Consider the following 24,354-nt stretch of genomic DNA (forward strand, 5'->3'; position numbering starts at 1 on the left):
GCTCGTGGCAATCCCACACGCTCCTCATCGACGAGGCCGGGGCCGCCCCCACTCCCCTACCGCCCTGGGCGCGGGGCGGGCCCAGGCGCCCCCTCACGCTCACCTGACCGGGCGAGAGGGGCTGTCCACAGGCGCACGGCGCGGCAGCGCGGCGGGGCTATTCGTGTGGCATGCTGAGGGACGTGACATTGCCTGCTACTCCTGCTGCGCCGCCTCCGGGCGGCTCGCCCCAGCCTCGTCCGCCCGCCGCGAAGGCGGCTGATACGACGCGGGATAATCCGTGGCCGCTGCGCAGGCTGACGGAGAACATCAAGGTGTACGTGGACCGCATGAGCCCCCTGTGGGTGGAGGGCCAGGTCGTTGAGTACAAGGTGCGTCCGGGCGCGAAGATGCACTTTTTGACGCTGCGGGACCTTCAGACGGACACGTCGATGACGGTGACCGCGTGGGCGGGCGTCATGGATTCCACTCCGCTGACCGAGGGCGCGCGCGTAGTGACGCGCGTGAAGCCGGTGTTTTGGGAGCGCTCGGGCCGCCTTAACCTGCAGGCCGCGGAGATTCACCTGCAGGGTGTGGGCGATCTGCTGGCCCAGATTGAGGCGCTGCGCGCCCGCCTGGCCGCCGAGGGCTTGTTCTCGGATGCGCGCAAGAAGCCTCTTCCTTTCCTGCCGCGCACGATCGGCCTGATCTGCGGCCGCAACGCGAAGGCGAAGGACGACGTGGTCGTGAACGCGTCGGACCGCTGGCCGAGCGCGCGCTTCGAGATCCGCGAGGTCGCCGTGCAGGGCGATCACTGCGTGCCCGAGGTGGGCCGCGCGCTCCTCGAGCTGGATGCGATGGAGGACGTGGAAGTCATCGTGATCGCACGCGGCGGCGGCGCGGTCGAAGACCTGCTCCCATTCTCCGACGAGCGCCTTGTGCGCGCCGTCGCGGATGCCCGCACGCCCATCGTCTCCGCGATTGGCCACGAGGGCGATTCTCCCCTGCTGGACCTGGTCGCCGACTACCGGGCCTCGACCCCGACGGACGCGGCTCGCCGCATCGTCCCGGACCGCGCCCGCGAGCGCGACGGCATCTCCCAGGCGCTGACCCGCATGCGCGGGGCGCTGGGGGCACGCCTGGCGACGGAGCGCTCGAACCTGACGCTCATCGCGTCGCGCCCGGTGCTTCAGGGCCCGGAGGCGATCGTCGAGGGGCATCGCGTGGCCCTCGCACAGAAGGTGAGCGCGCTGAGAGCAGCGATCGAGCGTCGGCTCGCGTCGGAGCGCCAGCAGCTCACACGTTCGCGCGCGACGCTCACGGCCCTGTCCCCGCAGGCAACGCTGGACCGCGGATACGCCCTCCTGAAGACCCCGTCGGGCGCCCTCATCACATCCTCGGCGCAGATCAAGAAGGGCGACCTCATCGAAGGCATCCTGGCGTCGGGCCGCATGGTCGCCCAGGTCGTGGGGGCCACGAACCCCACTCCCACCCCGAACACCGCCGAGGAAGACGCCTGACCCGCTGGGCCCACCCCAGCCTCGTCCCCAGACTTCTCACGCAAAGGAACACTGTTATGACCACGAACGACCAGCTCCCCGATCCCCAGTCCCTCGGCTACGAGGAGGCGCGCGACGAGCTCGTGCGCATCGTCCAAACCCTCGAGGGAGGACAGGCGCCGCTCGAGGACACTCTCACAATGTGGGAACGCGGCGAGGCCTTGGCCGCCCGCTGTTCCCAGATCCTGGATGGAGCCCAGGAGCGTCTTTCTGGACGCACGGTGACACCCGGCCCGGAAGCACGCTAATGTACATTCTGTAGATCGGCTCACACGCAGGTGAGGAGACACCATGACGGTGCAATCTGGCCCCCACATTCTCGCGATCGGCGAGGCGCTCATCGACGTCGTCATCACGTATGAGCAGCCCGACTTCCCCGTTGAGATCCCGGGTGGTTCTCCCGCGAACGTCGCCCTGACGCTGGGGCGTCTGGGTCGGCCGGTGGCTCTGGCGACGTGGATCGGTCTGGACGAGCGCGGCCGCCTCATCGACTTCCACATGAACGATTCCGACGTGCACGTCACCGCCGCCTCGCGCGGTGCCTCGCACACGTCGACGGCCCTGGCACGCCTGGACGAATCGGGCGCAGCCTCCTACACCTTCGACCTGGAGTGGGCGCCGACTCCGCCGATCAAGGTTCCACCTACCGCTCAGATCCTTGAGGCCGGTTCCATCTCCGCCATCATCGAGCCCGGTGCTTCCGCGGTCCTCGATGCGCTGACCCGAGGACGCGAGCATGCGCTCGTGTGCTTCGATCCGAACGCGCGCCCCTCGATCATGGGCGAACCGGAGGCGGCGCTCGCCTCCCTCGAGCGTTTTATCGCACTGGCGGACGTCGTCAAGGTGTCGGATGAGGACATCGAGTGGTTGACGGGCGGCGCTCCCATCGACGAGGTCGTGGATCGCTGGCTGGGTATGGGACCCTCGCTCGTGGTGGTCACGCGCGGCAAGCATGGCAGCGACGTCGCCACCGCCTCGGGCCTGCGCTTCACGAAGACCCCCGCGGACGTCCCGGTCGTCGACACGGTCGGCGCGGGGGACTCCTTCATGGGCGGCATCATCGACGCCATGTGGGGCATGGGCCTGCGCGGCGCAGACGCTCGCGAGACTCTGCGTACCCTGCCCGAGGAGCAGGTCCGCGCGATCATCGACCGCGCGAGCGCCGTGTCCGACGTGACGGTGTCGCGCAAGGGCGCGAACCCGCCCTGGGCACACGAACTCGCCTGATTCCAGCACACACGTTCACGAGGCCGGTCCCCCATCGGGGTCCGGCCTCGTTCGTTAGCAAAGTGGCGTTAGGCGCGCGCTCACTTGCCCATGCGGCGCTCGCGCTGCGCGTAGGAGCGCAGGGCGCGCAGGAAGTCGACGCGGCGGAAGTCCGGCCAGTAGACCTCGCAGAAGTAGTACTCGGAGTGCACGGACTGCCACAGCATGAAGCCCGACAGGCGCTGTTCGCCGGAGGTGCGAATGACGAGGTCGGGGTCGGGCTGGTCCTTCGTGTACAGGTGGGCCGTGATATCCGCGTCCGTGAAGGAGTCGGCGAGCTCATCGAGGGTCTTGCCCTGGGCGGAGGCCTCGCGCATCATGGCACGCACGGCCTCGGTGATCTCGTGTCGGCCGCCGTAGCCGACCGCGATATTGACGGTCATTCCCTGCACGTCGGCGGTGCGTGCGACGGACGCACGCAGATCCTCAGCCACCTTCTCGGGCAGCAGAGACAGGTCGCCGACGACGGCCAGCTTCCATCGCCCCTGGTCGGCCAGGAGCGAGACGGCCTCGCAGATGATGCGCAGCAGCTCGCCCAGCTCGCTGGCCTCGCGCGACAGGTTGTCGGTCGACAGGAGCCACAGCGTCACGATCGACACACCTGCATCGTCCGACCACTGGAGAAACTCGCTGATCTTGCCGGCGCCCGCGCGGTGTCCCTGCGAGGCGGTTGCGCCCAGGGACTTTGCCCAGCGGCGGTTACCGTCCAGGATGACCCCGATGTGGGCGGGGACGGCGGCGTCAGACAACTCAGCTTTGAGGCGACGCTCGTACATGTCGTAGAGCATGTTCCACTGGGCCATGGTGTCCCTCCTGATGCTGTCGCACCCCGCGGTGCAGCGTAGTCTTATGCCATTAAGGTTATCGCGCCCGGGGACGCAGGGAAACAGAAGTACTCTCGGAGTGCGAGAACACGCCTGTCACAATAAGTTACGGCGTAGTAACCTACGGACTCGTAAGAAATGTTGACAGCTCGATCGGGGGAACGAATGAAGATCGCATCGCTCACGCCCAAGGAGTGGTTCTCGGGCCAGCTCGTGCAGATCAAGCCGAAGCTGCGCGGATGGCTACACCTGGGCGCTACCCCGCTGTCTCTCGCCGCATCCATCGTCCTCGTCTGCCTGGCACCCACGACGGCGACGAAGATCGGATCCGCCGTCTACTTGGCATGCTCCCTCATCCTCTTCGGCGTCTCCGCCACCTACCACCGCTTCTACTGGGCGCCGCGCTGGGAGATCATGTGGAAGCGCCTGGACCACTCCAACATCTTCCTGCTCATCGCGGGCACGTACACACCGATCACGATCGCTCTCCTTGACCGCTTCGACGCAACCGTCCTCCTGTCGGTCGTCTGGGGCGGGGCACTCGTCGGTATCCTCCTCAACCTCTTCTGGCCCACCGCCCCGCGCTGGCTGACCACGCTCGTCTACGTCGCACTCGGGTGGGTCGCAGTCTGGTACCTGCCCCAGCTGTGGGCGGGCGGCGGCCCGGTCGTCGTCTGGCTCATCGTCGCCGGAGGCGTCCTCTACACACTCGGCGCGGTCGTCTACGGCACGAAGAAGCCCGACCCCTCCCCCGCCTGGTTCGGCTTCCACGAGATCTTCCACGCCTTCACCGTCGCCGCGTGGGCCTGCCACTGCGTCGCCGTCTACCTGGCAGTCTTGAATTCCTGACTCGCCACCCAGGCGCCCAACACCCGAGGCCTGGCGCAATGTTGCTACACTCGACACCATGCGCGCCGGCACCCGTGTCGGCGCTCGATTACTGACACGTCATTGGAGGAACCATGGCTGACACACAGTGGCTCACGCAGGCCCAGTACGACCTGCTCGCGAACGAGCTGAAGGAGCGCGTCGAGGTCAAGCGCGTCGAAATCGCGCGCCTCATCGATGCCGCCCGCCAGGAGGGCGACCTGCGCGAGAACGGCGGCTACCACGCCGCGCGCAACGAGCAGTCCATGAACGAGACCCGCATCCAGGCCCTCCAGGAGATGCTTGAGCACGCCGAGGTCGGCGAGACCCCCGCCGACGACGGCATCGTCGAGCCCGGCATGGTCGTCACCGCCCTGGTCGCCGGCCGCGAGCAGAAGTTCCTGCTCGGTTCGCGCGACGCCGGCGGCGACCTGGGCATCCAGGTCTTCTCCGCCCAGGCTCCCCTGGGTGCCGCTGTCATCGGTCACAAGGCCGGCGACAAGCTGTCCTTCGAGGCCCCCACGGGCCGCATGATCGACGTCGAGATCATCGAGGCCGTACCCTTCGAAGGCTGAGCCAAAGCGCAGAGGCCCACACGGCCTCGCCCCCAATCAATACGTAGCGGGTCCCACCAATAGGTGGGACCCGCTAGCGCCGTCTACGCACGGGGAGGCTCAGGCCTCCACGTGAGGTGTGGGAGGCTCGCTCGTCTGCTCCTTGTCGGTGGCTGCGGGCGCTTCCGCGGAATCCCCCTTCTCAGCCTCCGCATGGACCTCGACGTGAGCGTCCAGCGACGCCACGACCTCTTCCTCACCAGCCTGCTCGCGGGTCACGTACGGGCGCGTATCGGGCTTACCCGCGTAGGAGGCCGCGATCTCCTCCTCAAGGGCGCCAGGAGGGCCACCCGGGCGGTCCTCAGCCGTCGCCAGCTCAGGCATCGGGTCGTAGCCGTGCAGGTACATGACGGTCGCGTTGATAAAGGCCGCGATCGGCACTGAGAAGATCGCACCCGCGATACCGGCAATCGCAGATCCCGCGGTGATGACCAGCATGACGGCCACGGGGTGCAAGGACACCGCGTTCGACATCATGAAGGGCTGCAGAATGTTGGACTCGATCTGCTGGACGACCAGGATGATCACCAGCATGATGATCGCCTTCGTCAGGCCACCATTAACGGCCGCGACCAGCACCGCGATCACGCCCGAGGTCAGAGCACCCAGGATCGGAACGAAGGCAGCAAAGAACGTGATGACGCCAATCGGGATGGCCAGAGGTACGCCCAGGAAGAACGCGCCCAGGGCGATACCGATCGCGTCGATGGCCGCCACCTGAATCTGCGTACGCACGTAAGAGCCGAAGGTCGCCCATCCGCGAATCGCACTCTCGTGGACGGGGACGCGCGCGGGGGCGGGCAGCAGGCGCACGCACCACAGCCAAATCGAGCGCCCCTCCTTCAAGAAGAAGAACAGGCAGAACAGCATCGTCAGGCCGGACGTGGCCAGCGTGCCCACCGAGGAGGTGATGTTCAGGGCGCCAGTCGCCAGCGTTTCCTTGTTCGTGTTGAGCCAGTTGACCAACTCGGTTCGCAGCTGTTCAGCCGCGGACGTCAGGACGGTCGTATCAATCTTGAGGGGGCCATTCTGCAGGAACTCGTTGTGCAGGATCGCATCGAGCAGGGCGCGGAAACCATCCGCGGCCTGCGTCGCCAACTGCGGGACCTGCTGAATGAGTTCGGCGGCCGCCTGGCTCAGCGCGCCGGCGACGGCCGCGAAGAAGACGAGTAGGCCGACGGTCGCAGCCAGCGACGCTGGGAGGTGCAGACGGCGCCGCATCCAGGACACGAGGGGTTCCAGAAGCACGGCCACCGTCAGCGCAATCGCCACCGGCATGATGACGATCGTCAGGCGCGCGATACCCCACAGGACGGCCATCACCAGGCCGAGAACGACCAGGGTGCGCCACGAGAACGCGGCGGCCACGCGCAGGGTCCGCGGGACGGCGACGGTTACATCGCGTTCATCCTCGTGTTCCTCGCGCACGGACACCATGACGGGGGCGGGCGCCGGTCCGTCAGCGTGCTTTGCAGGCAGCGCGGCGGAAAGCCTGCCCATGAGGTCGGATAGTTTCCAGCGCGGCTGTTCCTGAGTTGCGGCCACGGTCCCTCCTTTTCGTTCACCCACAAGCGTACCTGCCCACTCCCTCATTTCCGTCCGCGCAGCGCGCCATGTACGCGGTTAGTGGCGCATACTGTCTTGCATGAACAACATCTTCACACTCGCACGCACGGACGTACGACCCACGACGCACGCGGTCATCGGCTCGAATATGAGGGCCGAGGCCAAAGCAGGCCAGGAGGTCATCTACCTGGCAGCGGGGTGCTTCTGGGGCGTCGAGAAAGCCCTGTGGAACGCGCCCGGAGTCGTCACCACCGCGACGGGGTACATGGGCGGGCATACCCCCGATCCCACCTACGAGCAGGTCTGCTCTCATACGACGGGCCACGCGGAGACCGTGCGCGTCGTCTTCGACACGTCACTGACGAGCGCCGCCGATCTGATTCGTCTCTTCTTTGAGATCCACGACCCCACTCAGGTTGGCGGCCAGGGCAACGACATCGGAGACCAGTACCGCTCACAGATCTGGACAACGACACCGGAGCAGCTGCACGACGCGACCGCCCTGCGCGCGGCCTACCAGGAGGTCCTCTCCGCACGAGGCTTCGGGCCCATCCAGACCGTTCTCTCCGCCGCGCCCGATACCGATTCCAACGCGCGATTCTGGTACGCCGAGGACTATCACCAGCAGTACCTGTTCAAGAATCCCGGCGGCTACGAGTGCCACGCGCGCACGGGCGTCGCCTGCCCGGCTCTGCCCAGCGAGTAGCGGGCATATCGGACCACACATGAAACGGGGGCGGGTCGGCACTCACGTGCCGACCCGCCCCCGTCAACAACGAGATCAGTTCACACCGAGGATGTCGGTGACGAACACGAGGGTCGCGCCGCCGGGGATACCCGCCTGCGGGACGCCGCGCTCGCCGTAGCCGAGCTCGGCGGGGATGGACAGCAGAACGCGGTCACCCACGCGCTTGCCCACGAGGCCCTCATCCCACCCGGGGATAACCATGCCCACGCCAATCTGGAACGACAGGGCGCCGCCGCGGTCGAAGGAGTTGTCGAAGTCATTCTTCGAGCCGAAGACCGCACCGTAGTAGTGGCACGTGATCGTGTCGCCGGCCTCGACGACCTGACCGTCGCCAGCGTGCAGGACCTCGACGACGAGCTCGCCGGACGGAGTGCCATCGAACGCGAGGACGGGCTTACGACCGAATTCGCCGGTCACAGAAATGTTTTCCATGGTGTCTTTCCTTGAGGTAAATCGGTGGAGCGGCGCCTCAGTTGCGGCGCATGAGGTAGGACAGGATCTTGAGGATCTCAAGGTAGATCCAAATGACGTCGGTCATGATCGCGAAGGTGCACAGCCACGCGTACTTCACGGGCACGTTGCTCGCGACGCCCACCTTCACCGCGTCAAAGTCACGGACGAGGCACAGCACGCCGATGAAGACGGCGAGAACGCCGATGATGACGCCGAGCGGAATACCGAAAACCGTGATGCTGTTGACGGCCCGCATGTTCACCATGCCGCTCACCGACAGCGCGAAGGTGACGAGGTAGTAGAAGAAGAAAGCAAGGGAACCGATGCCCGCGACGCGGGTCAGCGTCGACGAGTTACGCACGAAGCCCAGCATGAAGGCAGCCAAGGTCGTGCCGATGACGACGAGGGTCGCCAGAACCGCGCTGATCACGATACCCGGGAAGTAGGACTCAAAGGTGTAGGAGATCACGCCGAGGCTAAAGCCCTCAATGAGGGAATAGGTGACGATGGCACCCGGGCGAATCTTCTTCGAGAACTGGATGAAGATCGCCAGGCCCAGCGTCACAGCGCACGAGGCGAAGAACAACACCAGCGCGACGTCCATCGCAACGATGCCCGTCATCCACCCGGCCGTCGCACCCACGAGAAGCAGTCCGAAGCACATGATGGACTTGACCACGACGTCGTCGAAGGTCATCGTCCCGCGGTCCACCGCGTCGGCGGCGGGAGCGTTCATCATTGCCTCGTAGGAGGCCATGGAATCGTTATAAGCGCCCTGATGGTCCTGAGGAACGCCGTACACGGGCGCTCCCTGGGGCGCCGGATAGGTGGTCTGCGCGGCGTCGCCGACTCCGCCCTGCGCGTAGGGGTTCATCGAACCGCCGTAGGGATTGGGCGCCTGCTGCGAGGCGGGCTGGTACCCCGGCATCGCCGGGTATCCGGCGGGAGTCGTCTGCTGGGTCGACCAGTCTTTCACGATCGAATTCATCACCGGGTTGGCCATATTTCCTCCTTGGTCAGTGATGTGCTGCCACTAGTGTCGCACGTGGCACCCACAAGTGGGAAACGTTCCATTATGCGCGCAGCGCAACCCGGCGTCCACGCGAGGTCAGGTGTGCGCGCACCGATCCCCAGCCTCGTCGATAAGGCCTGCCGTCAGTACCCCCGGTGGGACTCGAACCCACAACACACCGATTTTAAGTCGGTTGCCTCTGCCAATTGGGCCACGGGGGCGCGCCCGGGCGCAGGTCCAGCCTACGGGAGGCTGGCGCTCGCCTCAAGCTCCGTCAGATCATCGCCTGAGCGATGCCGTCAAGAATGTCATGCTCGGAGGTAACGACCTGCTCAATCGGATGCCCGGCAGCCTTGGCACGGTCGAGCACGCGCGTCACGATACGACTCCAGATGAGCGCGCCGGCGGCGATGACGTCCTCGCGGCCCTCAGGCATGAAGCCCAGGGAGGCCTTCACGAACGTCGGCTGATCGACCATGAAACGCACGGCTTCCTCGAACTGCGCGGCGCTCAAGCGGGCGCCGTGGATGCGTTCGGGCTGGTAGGAGGTCAGGCCAAGCGCCTGAGCGGTCAGCGTGGTAACCGTGCCCGCGACACCCACGAGGGAGCGCACGCGCGCCAGATCCACGGACTTTTCGGCGCGATCGAGCTGCTCATCAATCCATGCAATGGCTCGCTCCTGATCCGCAGCGGGCACGCCGCCGGTGGGGTCCACGTCGGAGAAGAACTTCTCGGTGACGCGCACGGCACCCATGTCGATCGAGATCGCCTGCTCGACGCGTGTCGCGCCCAGCACCAGCTCAGTCGAGCCACCGCCGATGTCGACGACCAGCATCGGGGCGGCGACAGACTCACCGAGCCCGCTCACCGCGCCATTGAAGGACAGGGAGGCTTCCTCCGTGCCGACGACAACCTCGGGCTCCACGCCGATGACAGCCTTGATCTGACGCACGAAATCCGCGCTGTTGGAAGCATCGCGCGTCGCCGAGGTCGCCACGAAGCGGGTCTTCGTCGCACCCAGGGCCTCGATCATGCGCTGATACTCGACCGTAGCCTCCACCGTGCGCTCAATCGCCGCAGGATCCAGGTAGCCGCGCGCATCCACGCCCTGCCCCAGGCGCACGATGCGCATCTGTCGGGTCAGGTCGGCGAGGTGCGGGCGACCGCTTTCATCAATATGCCCGTCGGCGACGAGCAGTCGGATCGAATTGGTTCCACAGTCAATGGCAGCTACGCGGGTCATCGCTTCGTTTCTGGTCGTGTGTGTCCCGGACGAGGCCGGGGCGAACGTTAGTGGGGCCGCTCAGCAGGAGCAGCGCTCGGTGGAAAACAGGCCGCGCTCTGCGAGCATCGCGAGCGCACGATCACCGATCGGGTTGACGCCGGGACCCGCGGCCAGGGAGTGCCCGACGAGAGCGTGCAGGCACTTGACGCGCGTGGGCATACCGCCCGCACTGACGCCCGAGATTTCGGGGACGTCACCCAGGGACAGGCGCGCCTGGATGTATGCCTCGTGGGCGCGCGCGTAGGCGGCGCGCAGCTCCTCGTCCTGCTCCAGCTCCTCGTTGAAGGTCTCCATGACGTGCTCGGCCTCAAGAGTCGAGGCACCCTTCACGGCAGCCGGGTGCGTCAGGTAGTACGTCGTGGGGAACGGCGTCCCGTCGGGCAGGCGCGGCGCAGTGGCCACGACAGTGGGCCGACCGCACACGCATCGCGCGGCGATACCGACAACTCCTCGGGGCACGCGCCCAAGCTGGCTGCGCAGGACCTCCAGGTCCTCTTCGGTGGCGTCGGTGGTGTTAACGAGGCTCATTCTCCGCTTTCTTGGCCGGTGGTCGTCGCCTGTCCCGACTGGCTGGTGTCAGCCGACGGGATGGGCGTCGTCGTGGGCGGCTGATCCGCCTTCCCCACTAGGATAGCGAGCTGCTGCACCCAGGGGCGCGCCGGTCCAGTCGAGGCCGCGGCGGCAGTCAAGGCGGAATCCTGGTATTGCGGCCCCGGATCCACCACCGTGTATTGAGTCTCACCGGGGCGAACGTATCCGAGGCGTTCGCGCGCCTGCGTCGAGATGTAGTCGGGGTCATTCCATAGATCCAGCTGTCGTTGCATGTCGGCGTTCTTCTGCTGCTGCTCCGCAACCTGGGCCTTAATCTGCGCCAGTTCACGTTCCTGCTGCCACCACTGGTACAGGCTGGGCACAAGCATGACGGACAGGATCGCCGCCACCGTCAAAACGACGACGAGGCGCGTGGACACGTCGAGGCCACCGATCGACAGGATGGAACGTCCCTCCCCCGTCGGTCGCGTCGACGTCTTCTTCTCCGCGCGCCTCTCAGAGCGGAAGAAACGGCGACCGGCACCCTCCTGCCGCTTCTCTTTCGTGGCCTTCACGCGCTTCTTCGCCGAGGCCTCGGCTCCCTTCGAGGACTTCGCGGCCTTTGCGGCAGCCCTGCGCTGACGCGACTTTTCCGCGTTAATCTCACGAGTCGTACGCGCCGCCTCCGACGAGGAGGAGCGACGACGCGAGGAGGGGCGGGAGGAAGGACGACGACTAGCCATTCTTCTATCGTGCCCTACATCGACACATTTAGCTGATCCCCACGCCGAAAAAACTCCGCGCGGACCCTTGCGGGCCCGCGCGGAGCTATGCGGCTAGTTGCCTAGACTCACTTGAAGCGAGGGAAGGCAGAGCGGCCGGCGTACACGGCGGCCTCGCCCAGCTGCTCCTCGATACGCAGCAGCTGGTTGTACTTGGCCACGCGCTCGGAACGAGCGGGAGCACCGGTCTTGATCTGGCCGGAGTTGGTGGCGACGGCCAGGTCGGCGATCGTGGTGTCCTCGGTCTCGCCGGAGCGGTGCGAGGTCATCGAACGGTAGCCGTTGCGGTGCGCTTCCTCGACGGCGTCGAGGGTCTCGGTCAGCGAACCAATCTGGTTCACCTTCACGAGCAGCGCGTTCGCGGCACCCAGCTCAATGCCCTTCTTCAGGCGGGCGGGGTTGGTGACGAACAGGTCGTCACCGACCAGCTGGACACGGCCACCGATCTCGGCGGTCAGGGCCTTCCAAGCATCCCACTCGTCCTCATCCAGCGGATCCTCGATGGAAACCAGCGGGTAGTTCGAGATGAGCTTCTCGTAGTACTCAACCATGTACTCGGTCGAGCGGCCTTCGCCCTCGAACTGGTACAGGCCGTCCTTGAAGAACTCGGAGGAGGCAACGTCCAGGGCCAGGGCGACGTCCTCGCCCGGCTTGAAGCCGGCCTTCTCGATCGCGGAGACGATCAGGTCCAGGGCCTCGGCGTTGGAGTCCAGGTTGGGGGCGAAGCCGCCCTCGTCGCCCAGACCGGTGGACAGGCCGCGGTCCTTCACGACGCCCTTGAGCGTGTGGTAGACCTCGGCGCCCCAGCGCAGTGCCTCACGGAAGGAGGGAGCGCCGAGGGGAGCGATCATGAACTCCTGGATGTCAACGTTGGAGTCCGCGTGGGAGCCACCGTTGAGGATGTTCATCATGGGGACGGGCAGGACGTGAGCGTTGGGGCCGCCCAGGTACTTGTACAGGGGCAGGTCCGCGTACTTCGCGGCGGCCTTGGCGACGGCGAGGGAGACGCCGAGGATGGCGTTCGCGCCGAGCTTGCCCTTGTTGGGGGTGCCGTCCAGGTCGATCATGGCCTGGTCGATGTAGCGCTGATCGTCAGCTTCCTCGCCGATGAGCTCAGGAGCGATCTGCTCGACGACAGCGTCGACGGCGTCCTGGACGCCCTTGCCGAGGTAGCGGCCCTTGTCGCCATCGCGACGCTCGACGGCCTCGAACGCGCCGGTGGACGCGCCGGAGGGAACGGACGCGCGCGCAGCGGTGCCGTCCTCGAGGACGACCTCGACCTCAACGGTCGGGTTACCGCGCGAGTCGAGGATCTCGCGTGCACCAATGCCTTCAATAACTGCCACGTCATTCTCCAATCGATGTTGTTGCGTGGAAGCGGTCAGTACAACGGTAATACGGACCGCCATATGTGGTCACCCCCGGCGAGGGGGACGTTGTGTGGTGCGGGGCTTTCGCCCCGACTTTTGTGCCCGGACAAGCGACATTAGTCCCTGCCGAGAGCACTGTGAGCGAATACTCACACGTCCGTCAGTTGGCGCTGCCGCCGCCCATGAGCGACGCCAGGTTGTTGTCCTTCTGACCGGAGACTGCATCGCCGAACATCGGCGTCGTCGCACCCTGCGCTCCGCCCAGCGAGGGCTGGACGAAACGCGGGTTCACGCGCACGTCGGAGCTGTCGCGGGCATCAGCGATGACCTGGTTGAGCTGTGGCACGACCGAGGGATTGGCCTGCGCGACCTGGTTGAGGTTCTGGGTGAGCAGGATCGACTTCACGGTCGCGCGGGTGGCGGGGCCCAGCGTGCCGAGAGACTGATCCCCCAGCTGCTCGGATGCGCGCGCGGCAATCTGGTCGATCTGCTCGTCGGAGACTTCTGCGCCCACAGAGGCACCGGCGGCCTCCAGAAGCGGCAGGTTCACGAGCTGCGAGCGAATCTGCGAATCGCTAATCTGCTGGCCACTCATGAGCACAGACATCTGCTGGGCGGCCTGCGCCACCTCCTCGTTGGAGTACGAGCCGGACGAGCTGACGACGGCAGCGCCGGGATGGGCGGAGCATGCCCCCATTCCCAGTCCTGCGGCCACGATCAGGGCGGCGGTGGCGAGCTGGCGTGTGTAGCGCACGAGCGTTCCTTCCTCAGATGTGTTGCGACGCAATAGGACCAGTGTATTCCACCACAGGCACTACTCGCCAAAAGGCACAAGAATCTTGGTCACCAGAGTCTCCACCCATTCCAGGAGCGGGCCGTCGGTGAGCGGTGAGCCGCCGACACGCGACGTGAGGGGCAGCGGGACGAGGACCTGGCGGACGGCGGCCTTGATGACCGTTCCGGGGTGCAGGCGCTTGAGGCGCATCACCTGGGAATCGCGCAGCTCGACCGGGGAGACGCGCAGGTACTTGCCCTGCGTGACGATCTCCGTGATCCCAGCGCGGCGCACGATCTCGCGCAGGCGTGCGACGGCGAAGAGCAGGTCGACCTGGGGTGGGATGGGACCGTAGCGGTCGACGAGTTCCTCTCGCACGTCCGCTTCCTGTTCGGGCGTGGAGACGGCCGCGATCTTCGCGTAGACCTCGAGGCGCAGGCGCTCGCCGCGCACGTAGCCGTCGGGAATGTGCGCGTCGACCTGCAGATCCATGCGCACGTCCGTCTTCTCAGCCGGAGCGTCGCCTCGGTAGGCGGCGACCGCGTCGGAGACCATGCGCACGTACAGGTCGAATCCGACGCCTTCGACGTGGCCGGACTGCGCCCCTCCCAGGAGGTTGCCGGCGCCTCGGATCTCAAGGTCGCGCTGGGCAACCGCGAGGCCCGCACCCAGCTCGGTGTTCGCGGCGATCGTCTTGAGGCGCTCGTGCGCGGTCTCGGTCAACGCCTTGTCGCCCGGGTAGAAGAAGTACGCGTAGGCGCGTTCGCGGCCTCGTCCGACGCGCCCGCGCAGCTGGTGAAGCTGGGACAGGCCGAAGACGTCGGCGCGGTCCACGATAAGCGTGTTCGCGTTGGAGATGTCCAGGCCGGTTTCAACGATGGTCGTGCACACGAGGACGTCGAACTCGTGGTTCCAGAAGTCCTGGATGACGGCCTCAAGCTGATGCTCGTTCATCTTGCCGTGAGCGGTGCGCACGCGCGCCTCGGGGACCAGCTCAGAGATATGAGCGGCGACCGAGGAGATCGAGTCAACGCGGTTGTGCACGTAGAAGACCTGTCCGTCGCGCAGGAGTTCGCGGCGGACCGCGGCGCTGACCTGGGCGTCCGTGTAGGCGCCGACGAAGGTCAGGACCGGCTGTCGCTCCTCTGGCGGGGTCTGGAGAATCGACATCTCGCGGATGCCGGAGATCGCCATCTCGAGGGTACGCGGGATGGGGGTGGCGGACATGGACAGGACGTCCACGTCGGTGCGCAGGGCCTTGAGGGTCTCCTTGTGTTCGACGCCGAAGCGCTGCTCCTCGTCGATGATGACGAGGCCGAGCTTCTTGAAGGAGACGGTGCCGGTCAGCAGCGAGTGGGTGCCGATCACCAGGTCGACCTCGCCCGAGGCCAAGCCCGCCTTGACCTCCTCGGTTTCCTTCGGCGTCGAGAAGCGCGACAGGGTGCCGATGTGTACGGGGAACCCGGCGTAGCGCTCGGCGAAGGTTTCGGCGTGCTGGGTGACCAGCAGGGTCGTGGGTACGAGGACCGCGACCTGGTAGCCGTCCTGAATGGCCTTGAACGCAGCGCGCACGGCGATCTCGGTCTTGCCGTAACCGACGTCACCGGTGAGCAGGCGGTCCATGGGCACGGGCTTTTCCATGTCGGCCTTGACCTCGTCGATGGTGACGAGCTGGTCGGGGGTCTCGACGTAGGGGAAAGCATCCTCGAGTTCGCGCTGCCAGGGGGTGTCGGGGCCGAAGGCGTGGCCCTTCGTCTGCTGACGCACGGCGTACAGGCGGATGAGTTCCTTGGCGACCTCGTTGACGGCCTTCTTCGCGCGGGCCTTGGTTTTCGCCCAGTCGGCGCCGCCCATCTTGGTCAGGGACGGCTCGTCGGATCCGGTGTACTTCGAGATCTGGTCGAGCGCATCGGTGGGGACGAAGAGCCGGTCGGCGGGCTGACCGCGCTTGGAGGGCGCGTATTCGATGACGAGGTAGTCGCGCGTCGAGGCGGCATCCCCACGCCCGATTGTGCGGGAGACCAGCTCGATGAAGCGTCCGATGCCGTGCTGGTCGTGAACGATGTAATCCCCTGGATGCAGGGTGAGCGGGTCCACGCCCTTGCGCCTGCGCGAGGGCATGCGTCGCATGTCGCGCGTGGATGCGCCGGCACGTCCGGTGAGGTCGCCTTCGGTGAGGATCGCGATCTTGAGGTGGGGCGCGACGAATCCGACGCCCGCCTGCGCGGTCGTAATCGTGACGAGGCCGGGGTCGGGGCGCGCTTCCACGTTGTCCGCGAGCGCGGCCGGGCACGAGGCGTCGGTGAGGATGGAGCGGATGCGTCGACCCGGGCCGGGGCCTTCGGTGGTGACGACGATGCGCCAGCCGTCGCGGGCCAGGTCGGTGAGGTCGGCGGCGGCTCGGGCGAAGTCTCCGCGGTAGGGGTGCACGTCTCGGGCGCCCACGCGCATGAGGGTGGGCGAGACGACGACGGGCGCAGGGCCGTCCGCTGAGGGCGAGTCGGCCTTGGCCTCGTCGATCGCGGAGGCGAGGTCGGCGGGCGGCAGGTCGGTAAGTTCCCACCAGGGGCGCGTGCCACTCCCCCACAGGTCGGATAGGTCCAGGAACGAGGCCTTGGAGGCCTCGAGCGGGGTGTCGCCTCCTCCTGCGGCGGCGCTCCACGCGGCGGCGAGGAACTCCTCGGTCGTGGCGACCAGGTCGGCGGCGCGGGCACGGATGCGTTCGGGGTCGGAGGCGAGGATCGGCGATCCCGCGGGCAGCAGATCGAGGAGGGATTCCATGCCGCTGACCAGAATCGGGGCGAGGGATTCAATGCCGGGGGCTGCGATTCCCTCGGCGGCGAGGGTCAGCATCTCAGCGGCGCCGGGCAGGCGGTCGGCGGCCTCGCGGGCGCGGGCGCGCACGGCTTGGGTCAGGAGGAGCTCGCGGCAGGGCACGGCCCACAGACCGTCGGTGGCCTCGCCGAGGGTTCGCTGGTCGGAGACGGAGAAGGCGCGGATGTCGTCGACTTCGTCGCCCCACAGTTCGACGCGCAGCGGGTGAGGCTCCTGAGGCGGGAAGACGTCGAGAATGCCGCCGCGCACGCTCATCTGGCCGCGGCCTTCGACCATGTCGACGCGCTCGTAGCCGAGCTCGGCCAGTCGGTTCGTCACGTCGGTGAGGTCGAGGATGTCGCCGGTGCGCACGCGCACGGGTTCGAGGTCCGCCAGGCCTGAGATGATCGGCTGGAGGAAGGCGCGGATCGGCACGACAAGGACGGACAGCGGGCCCGCGCTCTCATCCCCTTCGATGGGGTGGACGAGGCGGCGCAGGACCGCGATGCGGCGCGCCATCGTGTCGACCTGGGGCGACAGACGCTCGTGGGGCAGGGTTTCCCACGCGGGCAGCATGGCGACGCCCGGGATCCACGAGGCCAGGGCGTTGGTCAGCGACTCAGCGTCACGCCCGGTGGCCGTAAGGACGACGAGCGGCGTGGCCGCGCGCGAGGCGACGGCCGCGAGGAGGGGCGGCCTGATGCCAACGGGAGCAACGATTGTGCCCGAGCGGCCCGCCTCGATGGAGTCGGTGGCCGTCTCGATCGCGGGATCAGTGGAGATGTCCGGGAGGAGTCCGGTGAGTAGCACGCGCTGCCTTTCGCGGTGAGAGTGCACGGCGGCGCCCAACGTGGGGCGTCACCTTGTTCAGGACCCGGTGTGCAGGGCCATCTGGGTGGGAGCGAATCCCTTGGTGACGATGTCTTCGACGACGTCAGCGGCCTGCTCGAAGGTGACGTCCCAGTCGGGGCGCTCCTTAGCGGGCAGAGCACCCAGCACGTAGTCAGCAGGGTCCATGCGCCCCGGCGGGCGCCCCACGCCGATGCGCAGGCGAGCGTAGTCGCGCGTGCCCAGATGTTGGCTGAGGGACTTCAGGCCGTTATGGCCGCCCTCTCCCCCGCCGACCTTGAGGCGCAGCGTGTGCGCGGGCAAATCCATGTCGTCGTGGATGACGAGGATACGCGAGGGCGGGATCTTCAGGAAGGATGCGAGGGCGCTGATCGGCCCGCCGGACGTGTTCATGTAGCTGTCGGAGCGGGCCAGGACCACGCGGGGGCCGGGCACGCCGCCGGGGCCGATCCCCAGGCGTACATCGGCGGTGTGTGTACGCGAACGATGCGACGTCAGGGTCGCACCGCCGCGCGAGGCGAGCACGTCAAGGGTCAAGTACCCGACATTGTGTCGAGTGGAGGCATACTGCGCGCCGGGGTTACCTAACCCGACGACGAGCCACGGTCCGTCAGTCGTCATACTCCGATTGTGCCACCCGCGCCGAGAGCATGTCCCACTGGGGAGCGTCCTCGACGACGGGGGCTGCCTCACGTCGGGACTCGGCCCACGCGTCCGCGAAGAGCTGCGCCCACTTGGCGTAGGCCGCCGAGTTGGGGTGGAAGAAGTCCGCCGCGTGGTAGGCGAAGGTGTAGGTCGGCAGCGAGTATTCCTGGGTGAGAGAACGCAGGTCAACCAGGTGGGCGGTACTGTCGGCAACGGCGGCGCCGATGCGGTCGGACATGTCCTGCGCGCGGCTCTCCTGCGGCATGATGCCGAAAGAGGGGATGGTGGACACCAGGGCGTCAGCAGGCAGGGAGGCGAGAACGCGGCGCAGGCGCTCCTCGAACTGTCCGGGTGCCATGTCCTCGGCCATCACGTCGTTGCCACCGATGGTCAGCGTGACCAGGTCGGGGCTGTAGGGGCCGTCCAGGAGGCCCAGGCCGCGCATCTGCGGGATCTGGGTGAGTTCGACAGATTCGATGGTCGCGCCCGACAGGGAGAGGTTGAGCAGCAGGACCTCGCGGTCTAGCTGGGCGTTGATGGCCGAGGCGAGGCGTGCCGGGTAGGACTCGGTGATGCGCGAGGCCCCCATTCCCTGCACGGACGAATCGCCGAGGGAGACGATGAGGTAGGGACGCTCGCCCTCGGGGTGCTCATCACACTCGCGGAGGCGGTCGAGGGTCGCCAGGTTGTGGTCTTCCCAGGCCTTGCGGTAGTCACCGCGCTGGGAATCCAGCCGCAGGAGGCGTCCGATCGCCAGGCCACCGCCGAAGAGGCTCGCGCCGCCGGCTGCCGCGCCCGCTACCTGCCATGCTCGTTTGCTGATCCCCATCGAAGTGTCCTTCCCTCGTTTGTGCTGTCTCTCAGTGTAACGAGGCCGGGGCCGGTGCTTCAAATGCTGAAGCACCGGCCCCTCGGTTTGTCACAGATCGCTCAGCCGAGACGTCCGGCGGGTGCTCCCGGGAGGGATCGGATGAAGTGTGGAGGCTCCCATCCACGCTGGGCGTAGGCAGCAGCGACGGCCTGCGCAACACCTGTGACGGCATCCGCATCGACGAGCGCGATCGCGCTGCCACCGAAGCCACCTCCCGTCATACGCGCACCGTGAGCGCCCGCCGCGCGAGCCGCCTCCACGGCCACGTCCAGCTCCTCACAGGACACCTCGTAGTCGTCACGCAGCGAGTCGTGCGAATCATTGAGGAGCGCACCCGCGACCGCCAGGCGCGTCCCTTCCAGCGGCCCCTCGTCGAGAAGCTCGATGAATGCGCGCGTACGCGCGATCTCGGAGACAACGTGGCGCGTACGCGCAGCCAAGCGCTCATCACCGAGGGCAGCCGAGGCCTCGTCCAGGTCGGTCACGTCCACGAGCTGGTCCACCCCCAGGATGCGCGCAGACTCCTCACAGTCCGCGCGGCGCGAGCCGTACTGGCCGTCCGCCAGCGAATGCTTGGCCCGCGTGTCGATGACGAGGAGCTCGAGGCCGACCGCACCCAGATCGAAGGGAACCTGGCGCGTCGACATGTCGCGACAATCGAGGGCCAATGCATGCCCCTCACGACAGCGCAGGGAGGCCGTCTGGTCCAGCCCTCCGGTATTCGCGCCCGCCACCTGGTTTTCCGCGACGCGCGCAGCGTCCACGAGGACCTTGCGTCCCTCGTCGTTGGGGGCTTCGACCGTGCCCGCCAGGCCCAGCGAGCACACCTCATCGAGGGCAACCGCAGTCGCACACTCAAGCGCAGCACTCGACGAGAGGCCACCACCCAGGGGCACACACGACCACAGGGCCGCATCAAAACCGGGCAGGGGCCCGTACCCGGCTTGCTCGAGGGCCCACGCGACACCCGCAAGGTAAGCGGTCCAGTGATTCGTCACCTCGCCAGGGGTCCCCTTCGGGCCGATCACGTCAAGGTCAAGAACGTCAATCGCCTCGCGCGTCTGCGGCGAAATGAGGCGAATCGTCCGATCCTGGCGTGGTGACAGGGCGACGTAGGCGCGGTGCGGAAGGGCAATCGGCAGGCACGGACCGCCGTTGTAATCCACGTGCTCCCCGATGATATTGACGCGCCCGGGCGCGCTCCACACGCCCCGAGGCTCATAGCCAAACGCGTCACGAAACAGATTGGCGGCCTGCGCTGCCCCTTCATCGGGAGTAACGGCGTCGGCCCACACGAGATCACTCACAAGATCCTCCTTGGTCTCACTCCACAAGGCTACGTGAACGCCCTCACACCATTCAAGCGCTGCGGCCTCATCGCGCACACCCCGGTACAGTGGAGACATAACAACCGCGACACAGGTAGGCCCCATGTTCCTCCCCCAACGACTCCCCGGCCAGGACTGGCTCGGCGTCGTCGTCGCGATCCCCGAACCCTGGGTCACCCAGCTCACTGACCTGCGCCTACGCCTCGGCGACCTCGCAGGCTCTCGCATCCCCGCGCACATTACGCTGATGCCCCCGACGCCCGTCGCCCGCGACGCGCGAGCTGAGGTCATCGACCACTTGCGCTCCATCGCCTCGAGGCACTCCCCCTTCCGCGTGACCCTGTCCGGCACAGACTCCTTCCGCCCCATCTCCAACGTCGCATTCATGACACTGGCCGAAGGCGCACGCGACTGCACAGACCTCGCCGAAGAGATCCGCTCAGGTCCCCTCGACCACGAGACGCGCTTCCCCTATCACCCGCACGTCACACTGGCGCAAGACGTCGACGACATCGCCTTGGATCTTGCCCTCGATATCGGCGCAACCGTCGAGGCGTCGTGGATCGTCCCCGGCTTCCGCCTGGACCGCATCGACCCCTCGGGCATCTACTCCTCGATGGCCCTGTTCGACTTTGACGCCTCCGGCCACTGATTCCCTGCCCGCCCAACCCGCGTCTCACCCACCGACGTTCCGGGCGCCGTCGGGCCCGCCCGCCCGCTCACCGTCCGCGCCGCGAGCTTCGCTCGGCGCGTCGGCTCGAAGCCCGGCCAGGCCCTGCAGCCCCGCCGGCGCCCTCCACGCCGACACCATCTCAGCGCTGCGAGCACCGAGCCCCATCAATATTGCACGTAATTCCCACGCACCTTATTCAAAGATTGAATTCAGATTGTTGGAATTGCAACGTTTCCAGCGAATATTGAAACTTCACCCAATCGAATTACGTGCGAAATTTTGAGAAACAGTGCCACAGACCACAGACCAGGCCGCCCACGGACACGAAAGGCCGCGGCCGCCCCAGAACCCGATAGTCCTGGGCCAGCCACGGCCTCGTCGATGAAACGTCAGATCTCGTAGGTCACCGAGACGGGCGCGTGATCCGAGAAGCGCTCCGCGTACTCGTCGGCGCGGCCGATCTCGAAGGAGCGCGCACGCTCCCCCAGGGCCGGCGTCGCGTACTGATAGTCGATGCGCCAGCCCGCGTTGTTCACGAACGCCTGACCGCGCCACGACCACCACGAGTACGGCCCCTGCACGTCGCCGGCCAGGTCGCGCACGGTGTCGCGCCAGCCGTCTTCCACCCACTGGTTCAGGAAGGCGATCTCCTCATCGAGGACGCCAGCTCGCTTGTTGTGGTTCGGCTTCCAGTTCTTGATGTCAGCCTCGCAGCGCACGACGTTAAAGTCACCGCACACGAGCGACGAGATTCCCCCAGCAGCCTCCTTGGCGAGCAGCTCCGCCATGCGCGCACCGATGCGCGGCAAGTGCGCCATCTTCGCCTCCTGCTTGGGCGTATCCTTCTCGCCCGAATGGAAGTAGGCCGAGACGACTCGCACGGGGGTGTCGCCGCCCTCGGGGCGCACGACGGCTTCAAGCCAGCGGCCCGAATCCACGTCCGTCTCAGCATCGTCGAGGACCAGGCGAGGCTCACCCTCCAAGCTCGCCTGCCCCCTCCGCACAGCCACACCGACGCCCGCGCGCCCCTTGATGCGGCACGGAACCCACACGCTGTCCCAGGCATCGCCCATGATCTCGCGGGAGATCTCCTCCGGCGCGCGCACCTCCTGCATGAGCAGCACGTCCGTGTCGCTCCCCTCCAGCCAGTCGAGGAAGCCACGCTTATGGGCGGCGCGGATGCCGTTCAGGTTCACGGTCGTCACCGTCAGGGTCATCGTTTTCTCCTTACGCGAGTTTTTCTTCAGTCTAGAGGAACGAGGAGGCGCGGCGAGGAATGGATATCCTCACCGCGCCTCCGCTGCATTGTCGCGCGACCTCCACGTTCGCCGAGGCCACGCGCCGTTGTCAGTTCGCGCTGACTCCCGCCTGGCGTTCGGCCGCCTCGACGACGTTTGTCACGAGGAGGGCCCGCGTCATCGGGCCGACGCCGCCCGGATTGGGGCTCAGCCAGCTGGCAACCTCATCTACGCCGTCCGCGACGTCGCCCATCAGGCGGGCCTTGCCGTCCTCGCCCTGCACGCGGCTCACGCCGACGTCGAGGACAACAGCGCCGGGAGCCACCATGTCGCGCGTGATGATCCCTGCGGATCCCGCCGCGGCCACGATGACGTCCGCTCGACGCACGTGGTCAGCCAGGTCGGTCGTGCCCGTGTGGCAGACGTCGACCGTCGCGTTCACTTCCTTGCGCATGAGCAGCAGGCCGATCGAACGACCCACGGTCACGCCGCGGCCGACGACGCACACGTTCTTGCCGGCCAGGTCGATCCCATGGCGTTCCATGAGTTCAATGACCGCGCGCGGCGTGCACGGCAGGGGCGAGTCAATGGGACCCGAGCCCCGCAGGACGAGGCGCCCGAGGTTCATCGGGTGCAGACCGTCCGCGTCCTTCGCGGGGTCGATACGCTCCAGAACGGCGTTCGTGTCGATCCCGCGAGGCAGTGGCAGCTGCACGATGTAGCCCGTGCAGGCAGGGTCCGCGTTGAGCTGATCAATCGCGGCTTCCACCTGTTCCTGCGTGGCGTCGGCAGGCAGGTCCACACGGATCGACTCAGCGCCGATTTCCGCACAGTCACGGTGCTTACCGGCGACGTAGGCGACGGACCCGGGGTCCTCGCCCACGAGGATCGTGCCGAGGCCCGGGACGACCCCGGCCTCGCGCAGACGATCAACGCGTTCCTTCAGCTCCGCCTTGATCGCGGCAGCTGTCGCCTTTCCATCCAGGACCCCTGCGGGGCCTTCCCAGGGAGCCCTCACGATCAGAGCCCGGCGTAGAGCGGGTGCTTGTCCGTCAGCTTCTTGACGCGAGCGCGCAGGGCGTCCACCTCAACGTTGCCGCCGGACGCGCCCTGGGCCAGGGTCGTGCCGATGATGTCCGCAACCTCGGTGAAGTCCTCGGCGTCGAAGCCGCGCGTCGCGAGGGCGGGGGTGCCGATGCGCAGGCCCGAGGTGACGGCCGGCGGACGCGGGTCGAAGGGGACGGCGTTGCGGTTGACGGTGATGCCGACCTCGTGCAGGAGATCCTCGGCCTGCTGGCCGTTGAGCTCCGACTCGACGAGGTCAACGAGGACCAGGTGGACGTCGGTGCCGCCGGTGACGAGCTTGATGCCAGCCTTCTTCGCATCGTCCGCACCCAGACGCTCCGCAAGAATCTGCGCGCCCTCGAGAGTACGGCGCTGGCGATCCTTGAACTCCTCGGTCTGCGCGACCTTCATGGCGATGGCCTTCGCGGCGATTACGTGCATGAGGGGGCCGCCCTGCTGGCCGGGGAACACGGCAGTGTTGAGCTTCTTGCCCCACTGCTCGCCGCGCGAGGACAGGATCATGCCGGAACGAGGCCCGCCCAGGGTCTTGTGGACCGTCGTCGTCACGACGTCGGCGAAGGGGACGGGGTTCGGATGCAGGCCCGCGGCGACGAGGCCGGCGAAGTGAGCCATATCCACCCAGAGGGCGGCGCCAACCTCGTCCGCGATGTCGCGGAAGGCCTGGAAGTCGAGGTGACGCGGGTAGGCGGACCAGCCGGCGATGATCACGCGCGGGCGCTCGGCGAGGGCCGCCTCGCGGACCTTCTCGGGCTCGATGCGCATGGTCTCGCGGTCGACCTCGTAGGCAACAGCCTTGTAGTGCTTGCCCGAGAAGTTCAGGCGCATGCCGTGGGTCAGGTGGCCGCCGTGGGCCAGGGACAGGCCCAGGATCGGGTCGCCGACGTTCGCCATCGCCATGAGGGCAGCGGCGTTGGCCTGCGCGCCCGCGTGGGGCTGAACGTTGACGTAGTCGCCGCCGAAGACCTGCTTCGCACGCTCGATGGCCAGCGATTCGGCAACGTCCACGAACTCGCAGCCGCCGTAGTAGCGGCGGCCCGGGTAGCCCTCGGCGTACTTGTTGGTGAGGACCGAGCCCTGCGCCTCGAGGACGGCGCGCGGAACAAAGTTCTCCGAGGCGATCATCTCGAGGGTGTCACGCTGGCGGCCAAGCTCGGAGTCCAGGACGGCCTGAATCTCAGGATCCAGCTGGGCCAGTGTCATGTCATTGAGGGAATCCATG

At 67.1% G+C, this 24,354-nt stretch carries 23 protein-coding genes and 1 tRNA gene; 7 read left to right on the forward strand and 17 right to left on the reverse strand.

The window, feature by feature from the left end:
- Positions 1 to 170: 170 nt before the first annotated feature.
- Genes xseA through HMPREF1478_RS00780 form a run of 3 tightly spaced genes read left to right on the forward strand, consistent with a single transcriptional unit; the run spans position 171 to position 2,765 of the window.
- Complete coding sequence (xseA, locus tag HMPREF1478_RS00770; protein ID WP_034474766.1) at positions 171 to 1,499, forward strand: exodeoxyribonuclease VII large subunit; 1,329 nt, start codon at positions 171 to 173, stop codon at positions 1,497 to 1,499.
- Between the two features lie 56 nt (positions 1,500 to 1,555).
- Positions 1,556 to 1,786: an exodeoxyribonuclease VII small subunit gene (locus tag HMPREF1478_RS00775; protein WP_016460184.1), complete on the forward strand. Its 231-nt coding sequence runs from the start codon at positions 1,556 to 1,558 to the stop codon at positions 1,784 to 1,786.
- Positions 1,787 to 1,829: 43 nt separating this feature from the next.
- Complete coding sequence (locus HMPREF1478_RS00780; protein WP_016460185.1) at positions 1,830 to 2,765, forward strand: carbohydrate kinase family protein; 936 nt, start codon at positions 1,830 to 1,832, stop codon at positions 2,763 to 2,765.
- A gap of 80 nt (positions 2,766 to 2,845) precedes the next feature.
- On the opposite strand, the gene HMPREF1478_RS00785 is transcribed toward HMPREF1478_RS00780, so the two are convergent.
- Positions 2,846 to 3,607, reverse strand: a complete 762-nt coding sequence (locus tag HMPREF1478_RS00785) for an isoprenyl transferase (RefSeq protein WP_016460186.1) — start codon at positions 3,605 to 3,607, stop codon at positions 2,846 to 2,848.
- 186 nt (positions 3,608 to 3,793) lie between these two features.
- On the opposite strand from HMPREF1478_RS00785, the gene trhA reads away from it, so the two are divergent.
- Both trhA and greA read left to right on the forward strand, forming a co-directional pair.
- The gene (trhA, locus tag HMPREF1478_RS00790) at positions 3,794 to 4,477 is read left to right on the forward strand and encodes a PAQR family membrane homeostasis protein TrhA (RefSeq protein WP_016460187.1); all 684 of its coding nucleotides are present in this window, start codon (positions 3,794 to 3,796) and stop codon (positions 4,475 to 4,477) included.
- 113 nt (positions 4,478 to 4,590) lie between these two features.
- Positions 4,591 to 5,070, forward strand: a complete 480-nt coding sequence (gene greA, locus HMPREF1478_RS00795) for a transcription elongation factor GreA (protein ID WP_016460188.1) — start codon at positions 4,591 to 4,593, stop codon at positions 5,068 to 5,070.
- A 99-nt stretch (positions 5,071 to 5,169) separates the two neighbouring features.
- On the opposite strand, the gene HMPREF1478_RS00800 is transcribed toward greA, so the two are convergent.
- Entirely contained in the window at positions 5,170 to 6,654 is a 1,485-nt protein-coding gene (locus HMPREF1478_RS00800) for an AI-2E family transporter (protein ID WP_016460189.1), read from the reverse strand.
- A gap of 100 nt (positions 6,655 to 6,754) precedes the next feature.
- On the opposite strand from HMPREF1478_RS00800, the gene msrA reads away from it, so the two are divergent.
- Positions 6,755 to 7,381, forward strand: coding sequence for a peptide-methionine (S)-S-oxide reductase MsrA (msrA, locus tag HMPREF1478_RS00805; RefSeq protein ID WP_016460190.1), 627 nt, complete (start codon positions 6,755 to 6,757; stop codon positions 7,379 to 7,381).
- Positions 7,382 to 7,456: 75 nt separating this feature from the next.
- On the opposite strand, the gene HMPREF1478_RS00810 is transcribed toward msrA, so the two are convergent.
- From HMPREF1478_RS00810 to galK, 12 genes are all read right to left on the reverse strand, one after another.
- Entirely contained in the window at positions 7,457 to 7,855 is a 399-nt protein-coding gene (locus tag HMPREF1478_RS00810) for an FKBP-type peptidyl-prolyl cis-trans isomerase (RefSeq protein WP_016460191.1), read from the reverse strand.
- A 37-nt stretch (positions 7,856 to 7,892) separates the two neighbouring features.
- The gene (locus tag HMPREF1478_RS00815) at positions 7,893 to 8,879 is read right to left on the reverse strand and encodes a Bax inhibitor-1/YccA family protein (RefSeq protein ID WP_016460192.1); all 987 of its coding nucleotides are present in this window, start codon (positions 8,877 to 8,879) and stop codon (positions 7,893 to 7,895) included.
- 156 nt (positions 8,880 to 9,035) lie between these two features.
- Positions 9,036 to 9,109: transfer RNA gene (locus tag HMPREF1478_RS00820), tRNA-Leu, on the reverse strand.
- Positions 9,110 to 9,162: 53 nt separating this feature from the next.
- Positions 9,163 to 10,131: a Ppx/GppA phosphatase family protein gene (locus HMPREF1478_RS00825; protein ID WP_016460193.1), complete on the reverse strand. Its 969-nt coding sequence runs from the start codon at positions 10,129 to 10,131 to the stop codon at positions 9,163 to 9,165.
- Between the two features lie 60 nt (positions 10,132 to 10,191).
- Positions 10,192 to 10,701 carry a DUF501 domain-containing protein gene (locus tag HMPREF1478_RS00830; RefSeq protein WP_016460194.1) on the reverse strand — a complete coding sequence of 170 codons (510 nt, stop codon included), beginning with the start codon at positions 10,699 to 10,701 and terminating at the stop codon, positions 10,192 to 10,194.
- Positions 10,698 to 11,447 carry an FtsB family cell division protein gene (locus HMPREF1478_RS00835; protein ID WP_016460195.1) on the reverse strand — a complete coding sequence of 250 codons (750 nt, stop codon included), beginning with the start codon at positions 11,445 to 11,447 and terminating at the stop codon, positions 10,698 to 10,700. The genes HMPREF1478_RS00830 and HMPREF1478_RS00835 overlap by 4 nt, the downstream gene beginning before the upstream one ends.
- Before the next feature lie 107 nt (positions 11,448 to 11,554).
- Positions 11,555 to 12,832 (reverse strand): phosphopyruvate hydratase, encoded by a 1,278-nt coding sequence (gene eno, locus HMPREF1478_RS00840; RefSeq protein ID WP_016460196.1) that lies wholly within the window; start codon positions 12,830 to 12,832, stop codon positions 11,555 to 11,557.
- A gap of 184 nt (positions 12,833 to 13,016) precedes the next feature.
- Positions 13,017 to 13,610, reverse strand: coding sequence for a hypothetical protein (locus tag HMPREF1478_RS00845; protein ID WP_016460197.1), 594 nt, complete (start codon positions 13,608 to 13,610; stop codon positions 13,017 to 13,019).
- 60 nt (positions 13,611 to 13,670) lie between these two features.
- Positions 13,671 to 17,255, reverse strand: coding sequence for a transcription-repair coupling factor (gene mfd / locus HMPREF1478_RS00850; RefSeq protein ID WP_016460198.1), 3,585 nt, complete (start codon positions 17,253 to 17,255; stop codon positions 13,671 to 13,673).
- A gap of 57 nt (positions 17,256 to 17,312) precedes the next feature.
- The gene (gene pth / locus HMPREF1478_RS00855; protein ID WP_016460199.1) at positions 17,313 to 17,915 is read right to left on the reverse strand and encodes an aminoacyl-tRNA hydrolase; all 603 of its coding nucleotides are present in this window, start codon (positions 17,913 to 17,915) and stop codon (positions 17,313 to 17,315) included.
- Positions 17,905 to 18,768, reverse strand: a complete 864-nt coding sequence (locus tag HMPREF1478_RS00860) for an SGNH/GDSL hydrolase family protein (RefSeq protein ID WP_016460200.1) — start codon at positions 18,766 to 18,768, stop codon at positions 17,905 to 17,907. The genes pth and HMPREF1478_RS00860 overlap by 11 nt, the downstream gene beginning before the upstream one ends.
- A gap of 101 nt (positions 18,769 to 18,869) precedes the next feature.
- Positions 18,870 to 20,117, reverse strand: coding sequence for a galactokinase (gene galK / locus HMPREF1478_RS00865; protein ID WP_016460201.1), 1,248 nt, complete (start codon positions 20,115 to 20,117; stop codon positions 18,870 to 18,872).
- A 124-nt stretch (positions 20,118 to 20,241) separates the two neighbouring features.
- Between galK and HMPREF1478_RS00870 the strand changes: the two genes are divergently transcribed.
- Positions 20,242 to 20,790 carry a 2'-5' RNA ligase family protein gene (locus HMPREF1478_RS00870; protein WP_016460202.1) on the forward strand — a complete coding sequence of 183 codons (549 nt, stop codon included), beginning with the start codon at positions 20,242 to 20,244 and terminating at the stop codon, positions 20,788 to 20,790.
- 410 nt (positions 20,791 to 21,200) lie between these two features.
- Here the strand turns inward: HMPREF1478_RS00870 and HMPREF1478_RS00875 are convergent, their stop codons facing one another.
- From HMPREF1478_RS00875 to glyA, 3 genes are all read right to left on the reverse strand, one after another.
- Positions 21,201 to 22,028: an exodeoxyribonuclease III gene (locus HMPREF1478_RS00875; protein ID WP_016460203.1), complete on the reverse strand. Its 828-nt coding sequence runs from the start codon at positions 22,026 to 22,028 to the stop codon at positions 21,201 to 21,203.
- A gap of 130 nt (positions 22,029 to 22,158) precedes the next feature.
- Positions 22,159 to 23,067 carry a bifunctional methylenetetrahydrofolate dehydrogenase/methenyltetrahydrofolate cyclohydrolase gene (locus HMPREF1478_RS00880; RefSeq protein WP_016460204.1) on the reverse strand — a complete coding sequence of 303 codons (909 nt, stop codon included), beginning with the start codon at positions 23,065 to 23,067 and terminating at the stop codon, positions 22,159 to 22,161.
- A 2-nt stretch (positions 23,068 to 23,069) separates the two neighbouring features.
- Complete coding sequence (gene glyA, locus HMPREF1478_RS00885; protein WP_016460205.1) at positions 23,070 to 24,353, reverse strand: serine hydroxymethyltransferase; 1,284 nt, start codon at positions 24,351 to 24,353, stop codon at positions 23,070 to 23,072.
- Position 24,354 lies beyond the last annotated feature (1 nt).

The organism is Actinomyces sp. HPA0247 (assembly GCA_000411415.1).
In the GTDB taxonomy this organism is placed as follows: Bacteria; Actinomycetota; Actinomycetes; order Actinomycetales; family Actinomycetaceae; genus Pauljensenia.

What these genes read in the sequence shown, in the direction of transcription:
- xseA (WP_034474766.1), top strand. Translation starts at nt 171, where the DNA reads ATGCTGAGGGACGTGACATTGCCTGCTACTCCTGCTGCGCCGCCTCCG.
- HMPREF1478_RS00775 (WP_016460184.1), top strand. Translation starts at nt 1,556, where the DNA reads ATGACCACGAACGACCAGCTCCCCGATCCCCAGTCCCTCGGCTACGAG.
- HMPREF1478_RS00780 (WP_016460185.1), top strand. Translation starts at nt 1,830, where the DNA reads ATGACGGTGCAATCTGGCCCCCACATTCTCGCGATCGGCGAGGCGCTC.
- HMPREF1478_RS00785 (WP_016460186.1), bottom strand. Translation starts at nt 3,607, where the DNA reads ATGGCCCAGTGGAACATGCTCTACGACATGTACGAGCGTCGCCTCAAA.
- trhA (WP_016460187.1), top strand. Translation starts at nt 3,794, where the DNA reads ATGAAGATCGCATCGCTCACGCCCAAGGAGTGGTTCTCGGGCCAGCTC.
- greA (WP_016460188.1), top strand. Translation starts at nt 4,591, where the DNA reads ATGGCTGACACACAGTGGCTCACGCAGGCCCAGTACGACCTGCTCGCG.
- msrA (WP_016460190.1), top strand. Translation starts at nt 6,755, where the DNA reads ATGAACAACATCTTCACACTCGCACGCACGGACGTACGACCCACGACG.
- HMPREF1478_RS00810 (WP_016460191.1), bottom strand. Translation starts at nt 7,855, where the DNA reads ATGGAAAACATTTCTGTGACCGGCGAATTCGGTCGTAAGCCCGTCCTC.
- HMPREF1478_RS00815 (WP_016460192.1), bottom strand. Translation starts at nt 8,879, where the DNA reads ATGGCCAACCCGGTGATGAATTCGATCGTGAAAGACTGGTCGACCCAG.
- HMPREF1478_RS00825 (WP_016460193.1), bottom strand. Translation starts at nt 10,131, where the DNA reads ATGACCCGCGTAGCTGCCATTGACTGTGGAACCAATTCGATCCGACTG.
- HMPREF1478_RS00830 (WP_016460194.1), bottom strand. Translation starts at nt 10,701, where the DNA reads ATGAGCCTCGTTAACACCACCGACGCCACCGAAGAGGACCTGGAGGTC.
- HMPREF1478_RS00835 (WP_016460195.1), bottom strand. Translation starts at nt 11,447, where the DNA reads ATGGCTAGTCGTCGTCCTTCCTCCCGCCCCTCCTCGCGTCGTCGCTCC.
- pth (WP_016460199.1), bottom strand. Translation starts at nt 17,915, where the DNA reads ATGACGACTGACGGACCGTGGCTCGTCGTCGGGTTAGGTAACCCCGGC.
- HMPREF1478_RS00860 (WP_016460200.1), bottom strand. Translation starts at nt 18,768, where the DNA reads ATGGGGATCAGCAAACGAGCATGGCAGGTAGCGGGCGCGGCAGCCGGC.
- HMPREF1478_RS00870 (WP_016460202.1), top strand. Translation starts at nt 20,242, where the DNA reads ATGTTCCTCCCCCAACGACTCCCCGGCCAGGACTGGCTCGGCGTCGTC.
- HMPREF1478_RS00875 (WP_016460203.1), bottom strand. Translation starts at nt 22,028, where the DNA reads ATGACCCTGACGGTGACGACCGTGAACCTGAACGGCATCCGCGCCGCC.
- glyA (WP_016460205.1), bottom strand. Translation starts at nt 24,353, where the DNA reads ATGGATTCCCTCAATGACATGACACTGGCCCAGCTGGATCCTGAGATT.